The organism is Ruegeria sp. AO1, assembly GCF_056535985.1.
Window position 1 is genome coordinate 1 of the sequence record NZ_JBQFJC010000001.1, and the last position, 14,633, is coordinate 14,633.

The 14,633-nt window shown below is 58.3% G+C and carries 21 protein-coding genes and 4 pseudogenes; 12 read left to right on the forward strand and 13 right to left on the reverse strand.

Going from position 1 to position 14,633, the window contains the following annotated elements; translation table 11 throughout:
* Positions 1-74: 74 nt before the first annotated feature.
* The 6 genes from ACR3FB_RS00005 to ACR3FB_RS00030 form a co-directional block, all read right to left on the reverse strand.
* Positions 75-254 (reverse strand): MotE family protein, encoded by a 180-nt coding sequence (locus ACR3FB_RS00005; protein WP_480563213.1) that lies wholly within the window; start codon positions 252-254, stop codon positions 75-77.
* A gap of 175 nt (positions 255-429) precedes the next feature.
* The gene (locus ACR3FB_RS00010) at positions 430-657 is read right to left on the reverse strand and encodes a hypothetical protein (RefSeq protein WP_480563214.1); all 228 of its coding nucleotides are present in this window, start codon (positions 655-657) and stop codon (positions 430-432) included.
* On the reverse strand, positions 654-890 hold the full coding sequence (locus ACR3FB_RS00015; protein WP_480563215.1) for a hypothetical protein: 237 nt from the start codon (positions 888-890) through the stop codon (positions 654-656). The genes ACR3FB_RS00010 and ACR3FB_RS00015 overlap by 4 nt, the downstream gene beginning before the upstream one ends.
* Before the next feature lie 11 nt (positions 891-901).
* On the reverse strand, positions 902-1,156 hold the full coding sequence (locus tag ACR3FB_RS00020; RefSeq protein WP_480563217.1) for a hypothetical protein: 255 nt from the start codon (positions 1,154-1,156) through the stop codon (positions 902-904).
* Positions 1,157-1,165: 9 nt separating this feature from the next.
* Positions 1,166-1,423 (reverse strand): flagellar basal body-associated FliL family protein, encoded by a 258-nt coding sequence (locus ACR3FB_RS00025; RefSeq protein ID WP_480563218.1) that lies wholly within the window; start codon positions 1,421-1,423, stop codon positions 1,166-1,168.
* A gap of 9 nt (positions 1,424-1,432) precedes the next feature.
* Positions 1,433-1,663 carry a flagellar basal body-associated FliL family protein gene (locus tag ACR3FB_RS00030; protein WP_480563219.1) on the reverse strand — a complete coding sequence of 77 codons (231 nt, stop codon included), beginning with the start codon at positions 1,661-1,663 and terminating at the stop codon, positions 1,433-1,435.
* 119 nt (positions 1,664-1,782) lie between these two features.
* On the opposite strand from ACR3FB_RS00030, the gene fliF reads away from it, so the two are divergent.
* The 4 genes and pseudogenes from fliF (at position 1,783) to fliP (ending at position 4,970) form a co-directional block, all read left to right on the forward strand.
* A complete protein-coding gene (fliF, locus tag ACR3FB_RS00035; RefSeq protein WP_480563220.1) occupies positions 1,783-3,375 on the forward strand; it encodes a flagellar basal-body MS-ring/collar protein FliF in 1,593 nt (530 codons plus the stop codon).
* The gene (locus ACR3FB_RS00040) at positions 3,375-3,971 is read left to right on the forward strand and encodes an ABC transporter ATP-binding protein (RefSeq protein ID WP_480563221.1); all 597 of its coding nucleotides are present in this window, start codon (positions 3,375-3,377) and stop codon (positions 3,969-3,971) included. The genes fliF and ACR3FB_RS00040 overlap by 1 nt, the downstream gene beginning before the upstream one ends.
* A pseudogene (locus ACR3FB_RS00045) lies at positions 3,968-4,239 on the forward strand (FliM/FliN family flagellar motor switch protein). Before ACR3FB_RS00040 ends, ACR3FB_RS00045 begins: the two are co-directional and overlap by 4 nt.
* Positions 4,239-4,970 carry a flagellar type III secretion system pore protein FliP gene (gene fliP / locus ACR3FB_RS00050; RefSeq protein ID WP_480563222.1) on the forward strand — a complete coding sequence of 244 codons (732 nt, stop codon included), beginning with the start codon at positions 4,239-4,241 and terminating at the stop codon, positions 4,968-4,970. Before ACR3FB_RS00045 ends, fliP begins: the two are co-directional and overlap by 1 nt.
* A gap of 181 nt (positions 4,971-5,151) precedes the next feature.
* On the opposite strand, the gene ACR3FB_RS00055 is transcribed toward fliP, so the two are convergent.
* Both ACR3FB_RS00055 and ACR3FB_RS00060 read right to left on the reverse strand, forming a co-directional pair.
* Positions 5,152-5,760: an ABC transporter substrate-binding protein gene (locus ACR3FB_RS00055; RefSeq protein WP_425084851.1), complete on the reverse strand. Its 609-nt coding sequence runs from the start codon at positions 5,758-5,760 to the stop codon at positions 5,152-5,154.
* Positions 5,750-6,518 (reverse strand): annotated as a pseudogene (locus ACR3FB_RS00060) (MlaA family lipoprotein). The gene ACR3FB_RS00055 and the pseudogene ACR3FB_RS00060 overlap by 11 nt, the downstream one beginning before the upstream one ends.
* Positions 6,519-6,851: 333 nt before the next feature.
* Between ACR3FB_RS00060 and ACR3FB_RS00065 the strand changes: the two are divergent.
* Genes ACR3FB_RS00065 through ACR3FB_RS00080 form a run of 4 tightly spaced genes read left to right on the forward strand, consistent with a single transcriptional unit; the run spans position 6,852 to position 9,594 of the window.
* Positions 6,852-7,307 carry a RidA family protein gene (locus ACR3FB_RS00065; protein ID WP_170459597.1) on the forward strand — a complete coding sequence of 152 codons (456 nt, stop codon included), beginning with the start codon at positions 6,852-6,854 and terminating at the stop codon, positions 7,305-7,307.
* Positions 7,304-8,071 carry a glycerophosphodiester phosphodiesterase family protein gene (locus ACR3FB_RS00070; protein ID WP_480563223.1) on the forward strand — a complete coding sequence of 256 codons (768 nt, stop codon included), beginning with the start codon at positions 7,304-7,306 and terminating at the stop codon, positions 8,069-8,071. The genes ACR3FB_RS00065 and ACR3FB_RS00070 overlap by 4 nt, the downstream gene beginning before the upstream one ends.
* Before the next feature lie 45 nt (positions 8,072-8,116).
* Positions 8,117-9,304 (forward strand): GNAT family N-acetyltransferase, encoded by a 1,188-nt coding sequence (locus tag ACR3FB_RS00075; RefSeq protein ID WP_170643680.1) that lies wholly within the window; start codon positions 8,117-8,119, stop codon positions 9,302-9,304.
* Entirely contained in the window at positions 9,301-9,594 is a 294-nt protein-coding gene (locus ACR3FB_RS00080) for a 4a-hydroxytetrahydrobiopterin dehydratase (RefSeq protein ID WP_170379422.1), read from the forward strand. Before ACR3FB_RS00075 ends, ACR3FB_RS00080 begins: the two co-directional genes overlap by 4 nt.
* Here the strand turns inward: ACR3FB_RS00080 and ACR3FB_RS00085 are convergent.
* The 4 genes from ACR3FB_RS00085 to ACR3FB_RS00100 all read right to left on the reverse strand — a co-directional run bounded on the left by ACR3FB_RS00085 (position 9,591) and on the right by ACR3FB_RS00100 (position 11,107).
* Complete coding sequence (locus ACR3FB_RS00085) at positions 9,591-9,833, reverse strand: hypothetical protein (RefSeq protein ID WP_425084853.1); 243 nt, start codon at positions 9,831-9,833, stop codon at positions 9,591-9,593. The genes ACR3FB_RS00080 and ACR3FB_RS00085 overlap by 4 nt on opposite strands.
* 83 nt (positions 9,834-9,916) lie before the next feature.
* Positions 9,917-10,261 (reverse strand): EF-hand domain-containing protein, encoded by a 345-nt coding sequence (locus ACR3FB_RS00090; RefSeq protein ID WP_425084854.1) that lies wholly within the window; start codon positions 10,259-10,261, stop codon positions 9,917-9,919.
* An 11-nt stretch (positions 10,262-10,272) separates the two neighbouring features.
* Entirely contained in the window at positions 10,273-10,518 is a 246-nt protein-coding gene (locus ACR3FB_RS00095) for a hypothetical protein (RefSeq protein ID WP_170379414.1), read from the reverse strand.
* A 103-nt stretch (positions 10,519-10,621) separates the two neighbouring features.
* Positions 10,622-11,107, reverse strand: a complete 486-nt coding sequence (locus ACR3FB_RS00100; protein ID WP_170379412.1) for a peroxiredoxin — start codon at positions 11,105-11,107, stop codon at positions 10,622-10,624.
* 97 nt (positions 11,108-11,204) lie between these two features.
* Between ACR3FB_RS00100 and ACR3FB_RS00105 the strand changes: the two are divergent.
* The 4 genes and pseudogenes from ACR3FB_RS00105 (at position 11,205) to ACR3FB_RS00120 (ending at position 13,676) form a co-directional block, all read left to right on the forward strand.
* A pseudogene (locus tag ACR3FB_RS00105) lies at positions 11,205-12,414 on the forward strand (NAD(P)/FAD-dependent oxidoreductase).
* Positions 12,411-12,976: pseudogene (rsmD, locus tag ACR3FB_RS00110) on the forward strand (16S rRNA (guanine(966)-N(2))-methyltransferase RsmD). The pseudogenes ACR3FB_RS00105 and rsmD overlap by 4 nt, the downstream one beginning before the upstream one ends.
* 130 nt (positions 12,977-13,106) lie before the next feature.
* Positions 13,107-13,454, forward strand: coding sequence for a hypothetical protein (locus ACR3FB_RS00115; protein WP_480563224.1), 348 nt, complete (start codon positions 13,107-13,109; stop codon positions 13,452-13,454).
* 42 nt (positions 13,455-13,496) lie between these two features.
* Positions 13,497-13,676: a hypothetical protein gene (locus ACR3FB_RS00120; protein ID WP_480563225.1), complete on the forward strand. Its 180-nt coding sequence runs from the start codon at positions 13,497-13,499 to the stop codon at positions 13,674-13,676.
* On the opposite strand, the gene map is transcribed toward ACR3FB_RS00120, so the two are convergent.
* Positions 13,664-14,476, reverse strand: a complete 813-nt coding sequence (gene map / locus ACR3FB_RS00125) for a type I methionyl aminopeptidase (RefSeq protein ID WP_480563226.1) — start codon at positions 14,474-14,476, stop codon at positions 13,664-13,666. The two genes, ACR3FB_RS00120 and map, sit on opposite strands and share 13 nt — an antisense overlap.
* Positions 14,477-14,633 lie beyond the last annotated feature (157 nt).

A 14,633-nucleotide genomic window follows, 5' to 3' on the forward strand; every position in this document is an offset into this window, starting at 1 on the left:
ATGACAACAATTCCAACAATTCCAATCATTTGCGATCTCCGACAAGTATCCAGATAGCTTTGACAAGCACGTAATTATTCCTGTGGGGCATTGGCATTTCGACCTGCCATGACCACGCTGATCGTATAGGCGGCCTCGGGGCTGAGGCCGGCCAGCACGCCCGCTGCTGCATCGGCGGGCATGCGCGACAGGAAACCGGCAGCAAAGCTGGGGTCCATTGTCTCGAATAAGGCGGCGGCATCTTTGGGTTTCATGTTTTGGTAGACATCCGTCAGCCGGGTCAGGTCGGTTTCGGCGGCCTTGTTCGCCAGTGCCAGCGTGTCCCGCAGGTCTTCTTCGGCTTGCTGTAGTGCGGCCAGGCGCGTTTCGATGGCCCCATGGGCAATCTCAAGCGCCTTTTCCTTCTCTTCAAGGCTTCTTCCCGCTGCTTCAGGCGTTTTCGCGGCGCAAAAGCTCGGTCAAGAGCACCTGCAGATCCGGAGAAGGTTTTGACATCGGCGGCTCTTCGGCCTTTGTCGGCTCGACGGTTTTGGCCAATGCGGGCCCGGCTTCCAGTCCAAGGCGAATCGCGGCGGACCCGATCATCAACAGCGCAATCACCGCCAACACGCCGCCGCGGGGTCGCGCCCTGCCTTTCTGCGTGCCAGGGCGTTTCATTCCGCAGCCTCCGCACCTTGCCGTTTGTGCCGGAAAAACATCAAACCTTCTGGGGCTTTGGCTGGTTGCTCGGGCTTGTTGTCCTCAGCAGGGGTGTCGTCTGCATCCGATTCCTGAGTGTCAGAGACCTCTTCCGTCTCTGCCCCTTCCTCAGCTTCTTCATCTGGATCTGACGATACGTCCGGCGCAGGCGGTTCCGGCGACGCCTTCCCCTCGGGAATGACATCATGCATCGAGGCCATCATCAGTTCGAGCCGCTGCGCACCGATTGCGCGCGCTCTTTCAGCTCTTTCAGCTCATCCCCGGACTGGTCCGAGGCAGCCCGCGCGCTGTCCAGCGACTTTTTCAACTCTTCCGCCTGGGTGGACAGCACCGCAACGGCCCCACCCACGCCTTGTTCCAGATTCGTGAACCGTTTCAGGCGGCGTGACAGAACAAAGCAATATAGACCAGCGCCCAGCGCGCCCGCGACCAGCAAAATATCTGCAATAAGCTCCAATTTCGCCTCCTAATTCAGAACAAATTCCATTACCAGAACGTCGCGCACACGACCCTCTCCGACGACGATTTCAATGCGCCGCAGCAGATGCCCCCGGATACGTACCAGCGCTAAGGAGTCCTCGAGATCCGCAACCTCAAGCGCGCGCAGATATCCGTTCAGCACATCCATGATCCGCGGCTGCGTTTTTTCCACATCACTGATGTAGGCCGAGTTAACTTCGAGCTGCGCGTGGAATTTCAGATGCCGTGACTCACCCGCATTCACCGACAGAGATCACAGGCGGAAGATCGACGATCCCACATCCGGCAGGGCTTTGGCCGGTTTGTCTTTAACTGCGTCCATCGATTCCGCCTTTTCGGGTTTTGCCCCAAAGGGCAACAGCCCGGACGTGGTCGCGTAATAGCCGCCGCCCGCCCCGACGAGCGCCAGAATCACCCCGATGATCAGACCCATTTTCCCTGATTTCTTAGGGGTTTCTGCCTCTTCTGCTGTAGCGTCAGTCATGACGTCCTCATTCATTCGATCTGAAGCTGTCATAACCCGGCAGGGACTAACCGATTGTTAAGGGCAATCGTTCAAACAAGGGATGCGCCGGGCAGAATGTCGGCGAGTCGGAGGTGAGCGTGCAGCAGATCGGAACTGTTTGGGCAAGTTTGGACAGGCGAAAGCAAATCATAGTCGTCGGTGCGGTTGCGCTGGTGTTTCTGGGGGTTCTCGGGATGTCCCGTCTTGTGACGGCACCCTCTATGACCCTTCTCTATGCAGGGCTGGAAAGCGGGGCCGCAGGCGATATCGTGCGTGCGCTCGATCAGCGCGGCGTCACATATGAGATCAGGGGCGGCTCAATCTACGTGCCCGGCTCGCAGCGGGATGAGCTGCGCATGACCCTGGCCAGCGAAGGCCTGCCAGCAAATGGCAATCGTGGCTATGAGCTGCTCGATTCGCTGAGCGGGTTTGGCACCACGTCGCAGATGTTCGATGCCGCCTATTGGCGCGCAAAAGAAGGTGAGCTGGCGCGCACCATCGTCGGTGGTCCTCATGTCAGTCAGGCGCGGGTGCATATCGCAAATGGCTCGGCCAACCCGTTTCAGCGTAGCGTTGCGCCCACGGCCTCGGTGTATCTGGTTCCATCGGGCGCGCAGATAACGGGCGATCAGGCCAAGGCGATTCGCTTTCTGGTCGCCTCGGCGGTCAGCGGGCTTGCGCCGGAAAACGTGACGGTTGTGGATTCAAGCGGCGCCGTGATTGGCGGACAGGACACGGCGGTTGCAGCTGACAAGGCGGATGACAAATCCCGTCAGTTGCGTGAACGCGTGCTGCGCCTTGTCGAGGCGCGCGTGGGCACCGGAAACGCTGTGGTTGAGGTCAGTGTCGACACGGTAACCAAGACCGAATCCATCCGCGAACGCCGCTTTGACCCCAAAGGGCGGGTTGCGATCAGCACGGATGTCGAGGAACGCTCGGACAGTGCGCGCAATCAGTCCGGCGATGTGACGGTCGCCTCCAACCTGCCGGATGGGGACGGAGCGGGCGGGGACGAATCGAACTCGAACGCGACGCAGACCCGCGAGCGCGTGAACTATGAGGTCTCAGAAACGGAGCTTAAGGTTCACAACGCACCCGGAGCCATCAAGCGCCTGACAGTCGCGGTGTTGGTCAATGGCCTCCGGTCGGTAGATGAAAACGGGGCGGAAAGCTTTGATCCCTTGCCTCAGACCGAGCTTGATGCGCTTGAGGAGCTGGTGGCCTCAGCCGTAGGCTTCGATGCAGCTCGGGGCGATGTGATCACGTTGAAATCGCTTGATCTGCCGGTGGTAGAGCCGCAGGGAACGCTGGTTTCGTCCTCCATGTGGCAGAATATCCATCTGGACGCGATGTCTCTGATCCAGATGGCTGTGCTTGCACTGGTTTCGCTGGTTCTGGCCTTGTTCGTTATTCGCCCCATCCTGATGAAACCGGCGGCAGCCCCCGCATTGTTGCCTGCAGGCGGTGGTGACGCACAGGATGCTAAGGTTCTGGTTGGTGAGATCGCGCCAGATGAGACGGCTGAGTTCACGGCTTTGCCGGGACAGGCGCAGTCGGTCGGCGTGCCGGCGCTTGGGTCAGACAGCAATGCAGACCCTGTGGACCGGTTGCGGGCGATGATCGGTGACAAGCAGGAAGAAACGGTCGAAATTCTGCGCAGTTGGCTTGAAGAAGGCGAGGAGCGGGTCTGATGTCGATTGCTCACCTTCTTGAGGATTTCACCGCGCAGGTCCAAGGCTGCAAGCTGCATCTTTTGGATGAAGACGCGCTGGAGGAACAGCGCCTGGCTGCCTTCGAACAAGGCTATGGCGCGGGATGGGAAGACGCCGTTCAAGCGCAGGAGCAGAACCGGGGCCATGTCTCGGCAGAGCTGGCCAAGGCGTTGGAAGACATGTCCTTTACCTATCACGAAGCGCTGACACGTATGACACTTTCGCTGGAGCCGATGTTCCAGAGCCTGGTGCAACTGGTGCTGCCGGATTGTATCGATCGCAGCTTTGCTCACCGCCTGTCGGAACAGCTGCAAGACATGGCACGAACCCAAATCGACCAACTCATCCAAATACTTGTGCCGGAAGGCCGCGCGGCCGAGGTCGAATACTTGCTGTCATCAGACATGTCTCAACCTCCGCGGGTGATCGAAGATTCCTCGCTGCAACCAGGACAAGCAAGGCTGCAGGTCGGTATCTCGCGGCGCGAGGTGGATTGCGTGGATCTGCTGTCTTCGGTGCAGCAAGCATTTGACTCCTACCTGTTTGAGGCGAAAGAGGCTTTGACCCATGACTGATACCCAATCCCAAAACCAACCCTTTTGATGCTGTCCCGATAGAAGTCACAGTTTCCGTTGGCCGCGCCCGCCCGTTGATCCGGGACCTGCTGAATATGGGTGAAAACGCAGTGCTGACGCTGGACAAACGGATCGAAGACCCGTGGACCTATATGTATGCGACCAACTGGTTGCCCGTGGTCTTCTGGAAGAGATGGAGGGCGATCAGGCCGGTCAACTGGCTGTGCGTCTAACCGAAATCGCGGATCTGCAGAACGGGATCGGCTGATGCGCTTGTGGCTCTGGTTGACTGTCGCGGTTGTGGCAATGCTGCCCTCCCTGGCTGCGGCCCAAGACGTGACCCTGTCGCTTGGGGAGGGCGGGTCCATCTCGGCCCGGACGATCCAGTTGATCTTGCTGATCACCGTTCTCAGCCTTGCGCCCGGGTTGGCGATCATGATCACCTGTTTTCCCTTCCTGATCACGGTTCTCGCGATCCTGCGGCAGGGTATTGGGTTGCAGCAATCTCCGCCGAATATGCTGATCGTTAGCCTTGCGCTGTTCTTGACCTATTTCATAATGGAGCCGGTTTTTACCGAAGCCTGGACTATTGGTATTGAGCCTTTGATCAATGAAACGCTTGAGGTTGAAACGGCTCTGGAACGCGCCCTGAACCCGTTCCGAGAGTTCATGGCAGCGCGACTGGATGTTGAGACGTTTCAATCCATGGCCGCTCTGCGTCCTGGAGGCGAGGGGATGGTCCTGTCTCCGGATGCTTCACTTTCAGTTCTGATGCCATCCTTCATGTTGTCTGAAATCGCTCGGGCGTTTCAGATCGGGTTCCTGATTTTCCTGCCTTTTCTGATCATTGACCTAGTTGTGGCCGCCGTCTTGATGTCGATGGGCATGATGATGGTGCCGCCTGCAATCGTCTCGCTGCCGTTCAAGCTGGCGTTTTTCGTGATCGCAGATGGATGGGCTTTGATCGCCAGCGCTTTGGTCCGAAGTTACATGCCCTAGAGGGTCCGCGGGCTGGGCGTGGAGCGGGGTACAAGCTTAGTTTTAGTGAGAGCTTTGGAAAGCGGCGCATCAACTTCGGCGCGTGTTAGGTCACAAGGTAAAATGACTTTCTTGTGGGTATAGAAACGAAGACGCCTCCGACGCACAGAGCGCGGAGGCGTTTGAGCACAAAAAGGCGGTGCTACCCGGTTCTGTTGAGGTCTTTGATCAGCTGGTTCAGGTTTCCTTGACGTGCATCCAGCATCGCCCCGATTTCGGTGCGTTCGGTTAGCAGCAAGTTCACTCCCTCAATGAACATGTTGTAGAACTTATCGCGACCGGATTTGTCAGAAACCAGGAAGGTCACGTCAAAGGGCGACGATCCCCGCAGTTTGACCGAGGTGCGCACTTCATAGCCAGCTTTGATTCGGCGCGCGTTTCGTACATCCACCTGGCCGCCAATGAATTCGCGGAACCGGCGTCCGTATTTGCGCGAGATATAGCCTTGGAACGCTTTGGTGAATTGTCTCAACTGCGCCGGAGAGGCAGAACGGGCGTCCGCCCCAAGCGCATAGCGCGCCATGATCGGAACATCAGCGTATTGCACAAAAATCTTCTCGAAATCACGCAGCATGGCTTTTTCGGATTTGCCCGAGGCGATCACGCGGTTGATATCCGCGACAACACTGTTGACCAGTTGTTTGGCACCCGCCTCGGTCAGGGCCAGAGCGGGCAAAGGCAGGGCAACAATAGCTGCTCCGGCCACAGAGGTTTTTAGGAAATGTCTTCGGTTTAAAGCGTTACTCAGCATAAGGGTCCTCGTAGGGGTCGAGAAGGGGATCACTAACAGGGTCGGTTCCGGCGTCGGCATATGGATCGTTGTAGAGATCCAGGAAGGCGTCCTCGTCGTCGCGTGCCAATTCGAAGCGGCGGTTTTGCAGGTAGATCAGTCGGGCCTGCGCATAGCTATCGGCACTTTCGTAGAGAATCGAGTCCACTGTATCAGAAAATCGTCCCCGATCCCCCATCCGACGTACGACCTCGGCATAGACGCCTATGTTTTCCGCAGGCCGCACCGGTGTGAAGTTGATCGGGTTGGAGAAAAGATTGAATACAACACCCACAGCGTCTCGGGTGGTTGACGGGCCGTAGAAAGGCAACTCAACATATGCCCCTTCTCCAAACCCCACACATGCAGAGTTTCGCCGAAATCAGTGTCGACGGGGGCATGTTCAGTTCAGCCGCAGGGTCAAACAAGCCAAAAGCGCCCGCAGTCATGTTGATCACGAACCGCAGCAGCGCGTTGCCCGTTTGTTTGGGGTTACCTTGCAGCAGGTAATCCACCGCCTGCCCAGGCAGCGTGATGTTTTCAGCAAAGGTACTGAAGCTTGTCACGACCGGATCTGGTACGATCCTCACATAGCTTTTCGAGGCGGGACGAAACAAAAAGCGGTCGACGCCAAGGTTGAACTTGTGAATGCCCCTGTTAGCGTTTTCGAAAGGGTCGAAAACCTCACCCCGGGCAGCCTGTTCCGGGGGTTGTGACGCGCAGGCCGACAAGAGGACCATAAGTGACAGAACAACAAGATGTTTGAAGCCAAATTTGCTCAACACGGTCTTAGCTACTCCAATACGGCCCGGCTCGACGCTTGGGCGATCAATCAATACCTGCGTGTCCGACAGACACAAGTTGTTGTCACATAGAGGTTTCAGCGCTTGAATGAAACACATAGCGTTAAACCCGGTAAATCAAACAAGGTAAAGTGACACGACTTCAACAGTTCGAAATAGGACAGGATACGCCCACTGAGCGCAACAATCAGAAAATTCGGTTTCCGGCTTTCCCAGCGGCATCATCCCGGTTAGCGTCCGCCCGAGTCGATTTTGGGTGAGGACAATCACATGAGCATCTCGGAAAAACTGCAAAGCCTGGGCGTATCGCTGCCAGACGCACCGGCCCCGGCCGCAAACTATGTGCCCTTCGTGCGCGTGGGCAATATTGTCTATGTCTCGGGTCAGATTTCCAAAGCGGACGACCTGATCACCGGCAAACTGGGCGATGACATGGATGTCGACGCGGGTGCAGCGGCGGCAAAGGTCTGTGCGATCAACCTGCTGGCTCAGGTCAAAGCGGCCTGCGATGGGGATATCGAGAAGCTGGTGCGGGTGATCAAGCTGACCGGTTTTGTGAACTCGACTGCTGATTTCACGGCGCAGCCGCAGGTGATCAACGGTGCGTCCGATTTTCTGGTTGAAGCGCTGGGCGAGGCGGGTCGTCATTCCCGCTCGGCGGTTAGCGCTGCATCACTGCCGCTGGGTGTTGCTGTCGAAATCGAAGGTATTTTCGAAGTCCAATGACACCTGCTCTGCCGCCCGCGTTTCTAGAGGCCCCGATTGCCCACCGGGCGCTGCATGACAAAACAGATAACCGCCCGGAAAACAGCCGGGCGGCCATTCGTGCCGCGATCGATGCCGGTTACGGGATCGAGATTGACCTGCAGCGGACCTCGGACAACCGTGCGATGGTGTTTCATGACTACGACATGGCGCGTCTGACCGGGCAGTCTGGACCGATCCAGCAGGTCTCGGCCGCGCGGGCGCAGGCCACGCAGCTGCTGCATGCCGAGGATGGCATTCCCACCCTCGACGATGTGCTTGAGATGGTCGCAGGCAAAGTCCCGTTGTTGATCGAACTCAAGGATCAGGATGGCGCCATGGGCACCAATGTCGGCCCGCTTGAGGCGGACGCTGCGCGGGCGCTAGAGAGCTACGACGGTCCGGTGGCGTTGATGTCGTTCAACCCCAACAGCGTGGCAGAGCTGGCCCGGTTGGCCCCGCATCTGCCCCGCGGGATCGTGACTTGTTCCTACAAGCCGAAGGTCGAACTGCTGCCGCAATCGGTGTGTGATCACCTGCGCGACATTCCCGATTTCGACCGGGTTGGGGCCAGTTTCATCAGCCATGAGGTTCATGATCTGGACCGTCCGCGCGTTGCCGAGTTGAAAGCGCGCGGTGTGCCGATCCTGTGTTGGACGGTAAAGTCGCCTGAACAAGAGGCAGAGGCCCGCGCCGTTGCCGACAATGTGACCTTTGAGGGGTATCTGGCCAAGCATCCGGGTTGAACCTGTCGCACCTCGTCACAGATAAAGACCAGACGCGGAGGGCACATGGATCAGGCGCAGATCGAAATTCAGGTACTTGGATCACTCTCGCAAATCTCTGCGGCCGAGTGGGATGCCTGCGCCTGCCCTGAGGCGGCGGATGGCGGGCGTCCGCTGGATCCCTTTACCACGCACCGGTTTTTGCTGGCCTTGGAAAACAGCGGCTCGGTTGGGCGGGGCACCGGCTGGCAGCCGCAATACCTGACGGCCTATCTGGATGGGATGCTGATCGCGGCGGCCCCGATGTATGCTAAGTCGCACAGTCAGGGAGAATATATCTTCGACCACAGCTGGGCCCATGCGTACGAAAACGCGGGCGGGCGGTACTATCCCAAACTACAGATTGCGGCCCCTTTCACGCCCGCCACCGGGCGGCGCTTTCTGGTGCGTCCGGGATATGAAGGGATTGGGATGTCCGCGCTGGTGCAGGGCGCCGTTCAACTGGCGGCAGACAATCAGGTCTCGTCGCTTCACGCGACCTTCTGCACCGAGGACGAGGCGTTGGCGGGTGAGCAGATGGGCCTGATGCTGCGCAGTTCGCAGCAGTTTCATTGGCTGAATGACGATTACGCGGATTTCGACGGCTTTCTGGCGGCGCTGTCCTCGCGCAAGCGTAAGAACATCCGCAAGGAGCGTGCTCAGGCCAACGCATTCGGTGGTGAGATCCGTACCTTGTCCGGTGATGACCTGCGGCCCGAGCATTGGGATGCCTTCTGGCGGTTCTACCAGGACACCGGCGCGCGCAAGTGGGGCTCACCTTACCTGACGCGCCAGTTCTTTGATATCGCGCAGGAAACGATGGCCGCTGATATGGCTTTGGTGCTGGCAGAACGCGATGGGTATCCCATCGCGGGGGCGCTGAATTTCATCGGGCGTGAGACGCTCTATGGTCGTTATTGGGGCTGTGTCGAACATCATGCCTGCCTGCATTTCGAGCTGTGCTATTATAGGGCCATCGACTTTGCCATCGCGCATGGCATGCAAAGGGTCGAAGCCGGAGCGCAAGGTGAACACAAGCTTGCACGTGGCTACCTGCCAACACGCACGCACAGCCTTCATTGGATTGCCGATCCGGGATTCGCCGATGCCGTCAAAAAATATCTGGACGCTGAAGGCCGCGCGGTGGGAGAAGAGATTGAGATTCTGACGGATTACGGTCCGTTCAGAAAATCGAACCCGGAGGAACAGCAATGACCGAGCTTTTGTCGACCGAGACCCGTGGCCCCCTTCTTGATCCGCTGTTCAACAATGGCTGGACGATGGTTGAAGGCCGGGATGCAATCACCAAGACTTTCATCTTTGACAATTTCGTCGCGGCTTTTGGATGGATGACTCAAGTGGCGATCTGGGCCGAGAAGTGGAACCACCACCCCGAATGGTCCAACGTCTACCGCACGGTTGAGGTTGTGCTGTCCACCCATGACGTCGGCGGGTTGTCTTCGCTGGATGCAAAACTGGCGCGCAAGATGGATGGACTGGTCTAGTCGCGATCCTGTCCGGACCCGATGCCGCCAGCCAAGGATGCCGTGATCGCCATCTGGCGGAATTCATCCGGCGTGACCGTGCCACTACTGACGTCGATATTGCCAGGAATGCGGGTCGTTTTGTTGCCGATAGACCGAACACTGCGTGCCGCTGGGTTGATGTCCAGACACCGCCTCTCATAGCAGGTCAGCCCGCTGGTGTTGATCTGGATCCGGATCTGCCCGTTCGGGCCGGTCACAATCGGGGCCCGCGGTACATCACAAGCCGCCGATACCGCCAGCGCACCGATTCACATTCATCAGTTCCTCTCACCCTCCGGGTTTAGTCCAACCGGCCGTTTCCATCCTTGTCCGCAGAGTCGAAATCGTTGCTCATCTGCGCATCGTATTCCGCCCTTGAGATAAGGCTGTCGCCGTTCCGGTCAACGTCCTGAAATTGCTTTATGTCCAGGAAGGGTTTGGCCTCGGACAGGCCGAGCGCGCCGTTCTTGTCTTCGTCCATCGCCTGAAAGGCGTAGTCTGAAAAGGCATTGAACTCGTCCTTGGACAGGAAGCCATCATTGTTCGAGTCGATGGCTGTCAGCTCTTTTTCATTCAACTCTGCCACGTCGTCCGCAGCTGCGGCACTGGCCATCACAAGCGCGGCGATACAGATTATTCGTTTCATCACTGTCCCCCTCAACATGCGAATCTTGCGCCACTGATGCTGCCGGTAGCGGCACCTGCGCCCGTCAGAATGGACTTGCCTGAACCGCCTCCGAACTGATTGCCGATTGCGCCTCCGATCAGCGCGCCACCCAAGGTGCCGCTCAGGCAGGCGATTTCATGTTGCCGTGCCGCTTGTTGCTGTGGTGTTGGGGCCGGACCGCAAGCTGCAAGAAGGCCTGCGCCGCCCAGAATGAGTGAAATGGCTTTGAGATACATAAACATACTCCCCAGCTATGTGCCTTTGATAATCGCACACTGGGGCGTTGTATCAAGTTAAATAGGGTTAGGACGGCCCCGGTTTAGCCGGGGCCAAACAAGGTCAGATTACTTCGAGCAAGCCTTCACCGGCTGAAATCTCGCAAGCGCCGGGGCTTTCTTCCAGGTTCAGCGCAGTGACCTTGCCGTCTTCGACCAGCATCGCATAACGCTGCGAACGCGCCAGCAGCCCGGCTGGTGGGGCGTCGAAATCCATGCCGATGGCCTTTGTGAACTCGGACGCGGCGTCGCCCAGCAGGGTCAGGCCGGCCTCGGTTGCGCCGGTCGCTTCGCCCCAGGCTTTCATCACGAAGGGGTCGTTGACGGAAATGCAGATGATCTCATCCACGCCCTTAGCTTCGAACTGATCCTTGGTGCGCATGAAGCTGGGCACATGGGCTGAGTGACAGGTTGGCGTAAACGCGCCGGGCACTGCAAAGATCACCACTTTGCGGCCCGCGGTTTTGTCGGAAATCCGAACCTCTTCGGGGCCTTCCGCACCCATTTGGGTCAGCGTGGCGTCGGGCAGCATCTCACCTGTTGTAATCATTTATCAGCTCCTGTCGTTTGGATTTGCAGAGTCGGGCTATGCCGCAATATAGGTGGTCGGACAGAAGTAACCATTAGAATTCGACAGGGTGATGAACATGAGCCATATTGTCGTGATCGGCGCCGGGCAGGCCGGATCGTCGCTTGTTGCAAAGCTGCGCAAGGATGGGTTTGAAGGTGATATCACCCTCATCGGGGCCGAGCCGCATCTGCCCTACCAGCGCCCACCCTTGTCCAAGGCCTATCTGCTGGGCGAGATGGAGCTGGAGCGTCTGTTCCTGCGCCCCGAAAGCTTCTACGCCGACAACAACATCACCCTGCGTCTGGGGCAGCGTGTCACTGCGATTGACCCCAAGGCCAAGACCGTAACCGTGGGGATGAGGTCATCTCCTATGACGAACTGGCGCTTACCACCGGGTCGGATCCGCGCTACCTACCTGCCTCTATCGGAGGAGATCTTCAGGGCGTTCATGTGGTACGTGATCTGGCTCATATCGACGATATGGAGCCTCGGGTCACCGAAGGCGCGCGCGCGCTGATTGTCGGGGGCGGCTATATCGGGCTTGAGGCCGCAGCCGTCTGCGCCAAGCGCGGGGTCAAGGTGACGCTGGTAGAAATGGCCGAGCGTATCCTGCAACGCGTCGCCGCCAAGGAAACCAGCGACTATTTCCGCGCGCTGCATACGGGTCACGGCGCGGACATCCGCGAGGGTGTGGGCCTTGATCGTCTGATCGGTGAAAACGGCAAGGTCGTCGGCGCGGTTCTGACGGATGGAACCGAAATCGAGGTTGATTTTGTGGTTGTTGGCGTTGGCATCGCGCCGTCCAGCCAACTGGCCGAGATGGCTGGGCTTGAACTGGACAACGGCATCAAAACCGACGCCCATGGCCGTACATCTGATCCGTCGATCTGGGCTGCGGGGGATTGCGCCTCCTTCCCGCATGGAGAGGGCGCATTCGTCTGGAAAGCGTGCCCAACGCCATTGATCAGGGCGAGATCGTCGCTCAGAACATGCTAGGGGCAGCCAAGGACTATACAGCAAGGCCGTGGTTCTGGTCGGATCAGTATGACGTGAAACTGCAGATCGCAGGTCTGAATACGGGTTATGATCGGGTTGTCACCCGTCAGGGCGAAGGTCAGACCGTGTCGTTCTGGTACTACAAGGGTGACCAGCTGATTGCAGTCGACGCGATGAACGACCCGCGCGCCTATATGGTTGGCAAGCGCCTGATCGACGCGGGCAAAACCGCTGATCCCGCCGTGGTGGCCGATCCGGCTGCGGATCTGAAACCGCTGCTCAAAGCGTGAGGATCATCGCCGGAGAGTTCCGGGGTCGTGCCTTGGCCTCGGTTGGCAAAGGGATGCGGGTGCCCATCTGCGTCCTACCACCGACCGAGTACGTGAAAGTCTGTTCAACGTTTTAAGCCATCTGATCGACTTTGAAGGCCTGCGTGTATTGGACCTGTTCGCAGGCACCGGTGCGCTGGGGCTTGAGGCGCTGTCGCGCGGGGCTGACCACATCACCTTTGTGGATGACGGGCGTGTGGCGCAGGGCCTGATCCGCAAGAATATCGACCTGACCCGCAGCGCTGACCGGACCGATCTGATCCGCCGGGATGCGACGCGCTTAGGTGAAAACCCGAACGCGCCCTTCGACCTGATCTTTCTGGACCCGCCTTACGGCAAGTCTCTGGGCCAAAAGGCGCTGGCCAAGGCGTCCGATGCAGGATGGATCGCTGCGGGGGCGTTTATCGTGTGGGAAGAAAACGCTCCGATGCAAGCGCCGGATGGATTCCAGTTGTTGGACAGTCGAAAATACGGCGACACGCATATCTCTTTGATGCTTCAATCACTTGATCATTTGGGTTGATCCTGACTGCCCCAATTCGTTTTAAAATTGAATTTGGGCGGCCAGCAATTTGACGTATCTCCGCCAAAATTGCGGCCAAATTCGCCTCTAGGCGCCGTAGAAACGCGGAACAACCCTCAAAGGACTCTCTATGCTTCTCAGAGCTGCCCTGACCTCGGCCATCGTGCTGGGCTCCTCCCCTGTTGTTGCAGGGCAAACTAAACTCGATGCGAATGATTTTTTGGCCAATTGCACCTCGTCTGTGGATCAATCAAGCGTGACGTTGGCCCGTTCGGGCGGGTCCAACAAAGGGCACATCACTGTCGGAGATCTGCAGGGCGAGGCGGACATCCTGCCGGGTTTGGACAACCTGACGTTTTTGCTGATTCAGGACGGTCAGGTCGTCAACTTTGCCGTTGATCTTGTGAGTCTCGAATATGACATGATGATCAAAGGAGCTTCACAGCGATTTGACAGGGGCAGCTGCACGCCATCTTGATCCGATTTTGAGGCGCGGGCCGGTTTGTGCTAGGCTTCTGGCATGGACCGCGCCCTACCGCCCTTGTTCTGGGGTTTGGCTCAGGACACTAACACAGAAACCGGCCCGCCGTGCAAACCTGCACGCGCGCCGGTGTTCATCCACGACGCGATCACGCCGTGGGGGGCTGAGACGATGCTGCTGAAAGTGCTACGGGATCAGGCTGCCGATCACGAAGAATAGGTCGGATGGAACTTGCCGCCGGGTGACAGGGTAAAAATCTCGACCCCATTTGCGGTTACGCCGACCGAATGTTCGAACTGCGCCGAGAGCGACTTGTCGCGGGTCACAGCAGTCCAGTCGTCGGCCAGAGTCTTGGTCACAGGGCGGCCCAGATTAACCATCGGTTCGATGGTGAAGAACATTCCCTCTTCCAGAACGGAACCGGTGCCGGGGCGACCATAGTGCAGCACGTTTGGCGGCGCGTGGAACACTCGACCAAGCCCGTGGCCACAGAAATCGCGGACGACGCTCATACGGTGCGCTTCGACATAGGACTGGATCGCATGGCCGATATCGCCGAACGTGTTGCCCGGCTTGACCATCTCGATGCCCTTGAAAAGCGCGTCATGGGTGACCTGAATCAGACGCTCCGCCTTACGCGGCAGTTTGCCTGCGACATACATCCGCGAGGTATCACCGAACCAGCCGTCCACGATGACGGTCACGTCTATGTTCAGGATATCCCCATCCTTGAGCTTTTTCTCACCGGGAATACCGTGGCAGACCACGTGGTTCACGCTAATGCAGCTGGCGTGTTGATAGCCCTTGTAGCCAATCGTCGCCGAAGTAGCTCCTGCGTCCTCGACCATCTGGGTGATGATCCCGTCGATCGCACCGGTGGTTTGGCCGGGGAAGACATGTTGCGCGATGTCATCCAGTATCCGCGCGGCCAAAGCCCCTGCCGCATGCATGCCGGCAAAGTCACCTTGTTCGTAAATGCGGATACCGTCCTTTGTCAGGCGGCCACGATGATCTTTCATGGATGCGAGGCTCCAATTGTTTCGCGCAGTGCTCTATTTACGCTGCTTGTGCAGAAAGTTCCAGAGGGTGCAGCGTCGCAGGCTGTCTCTAGGATGGTTGACGATCCGATCGCAGGTGGACGTGTACAGTGATATAAACTAGCACGGTTAAGATAGT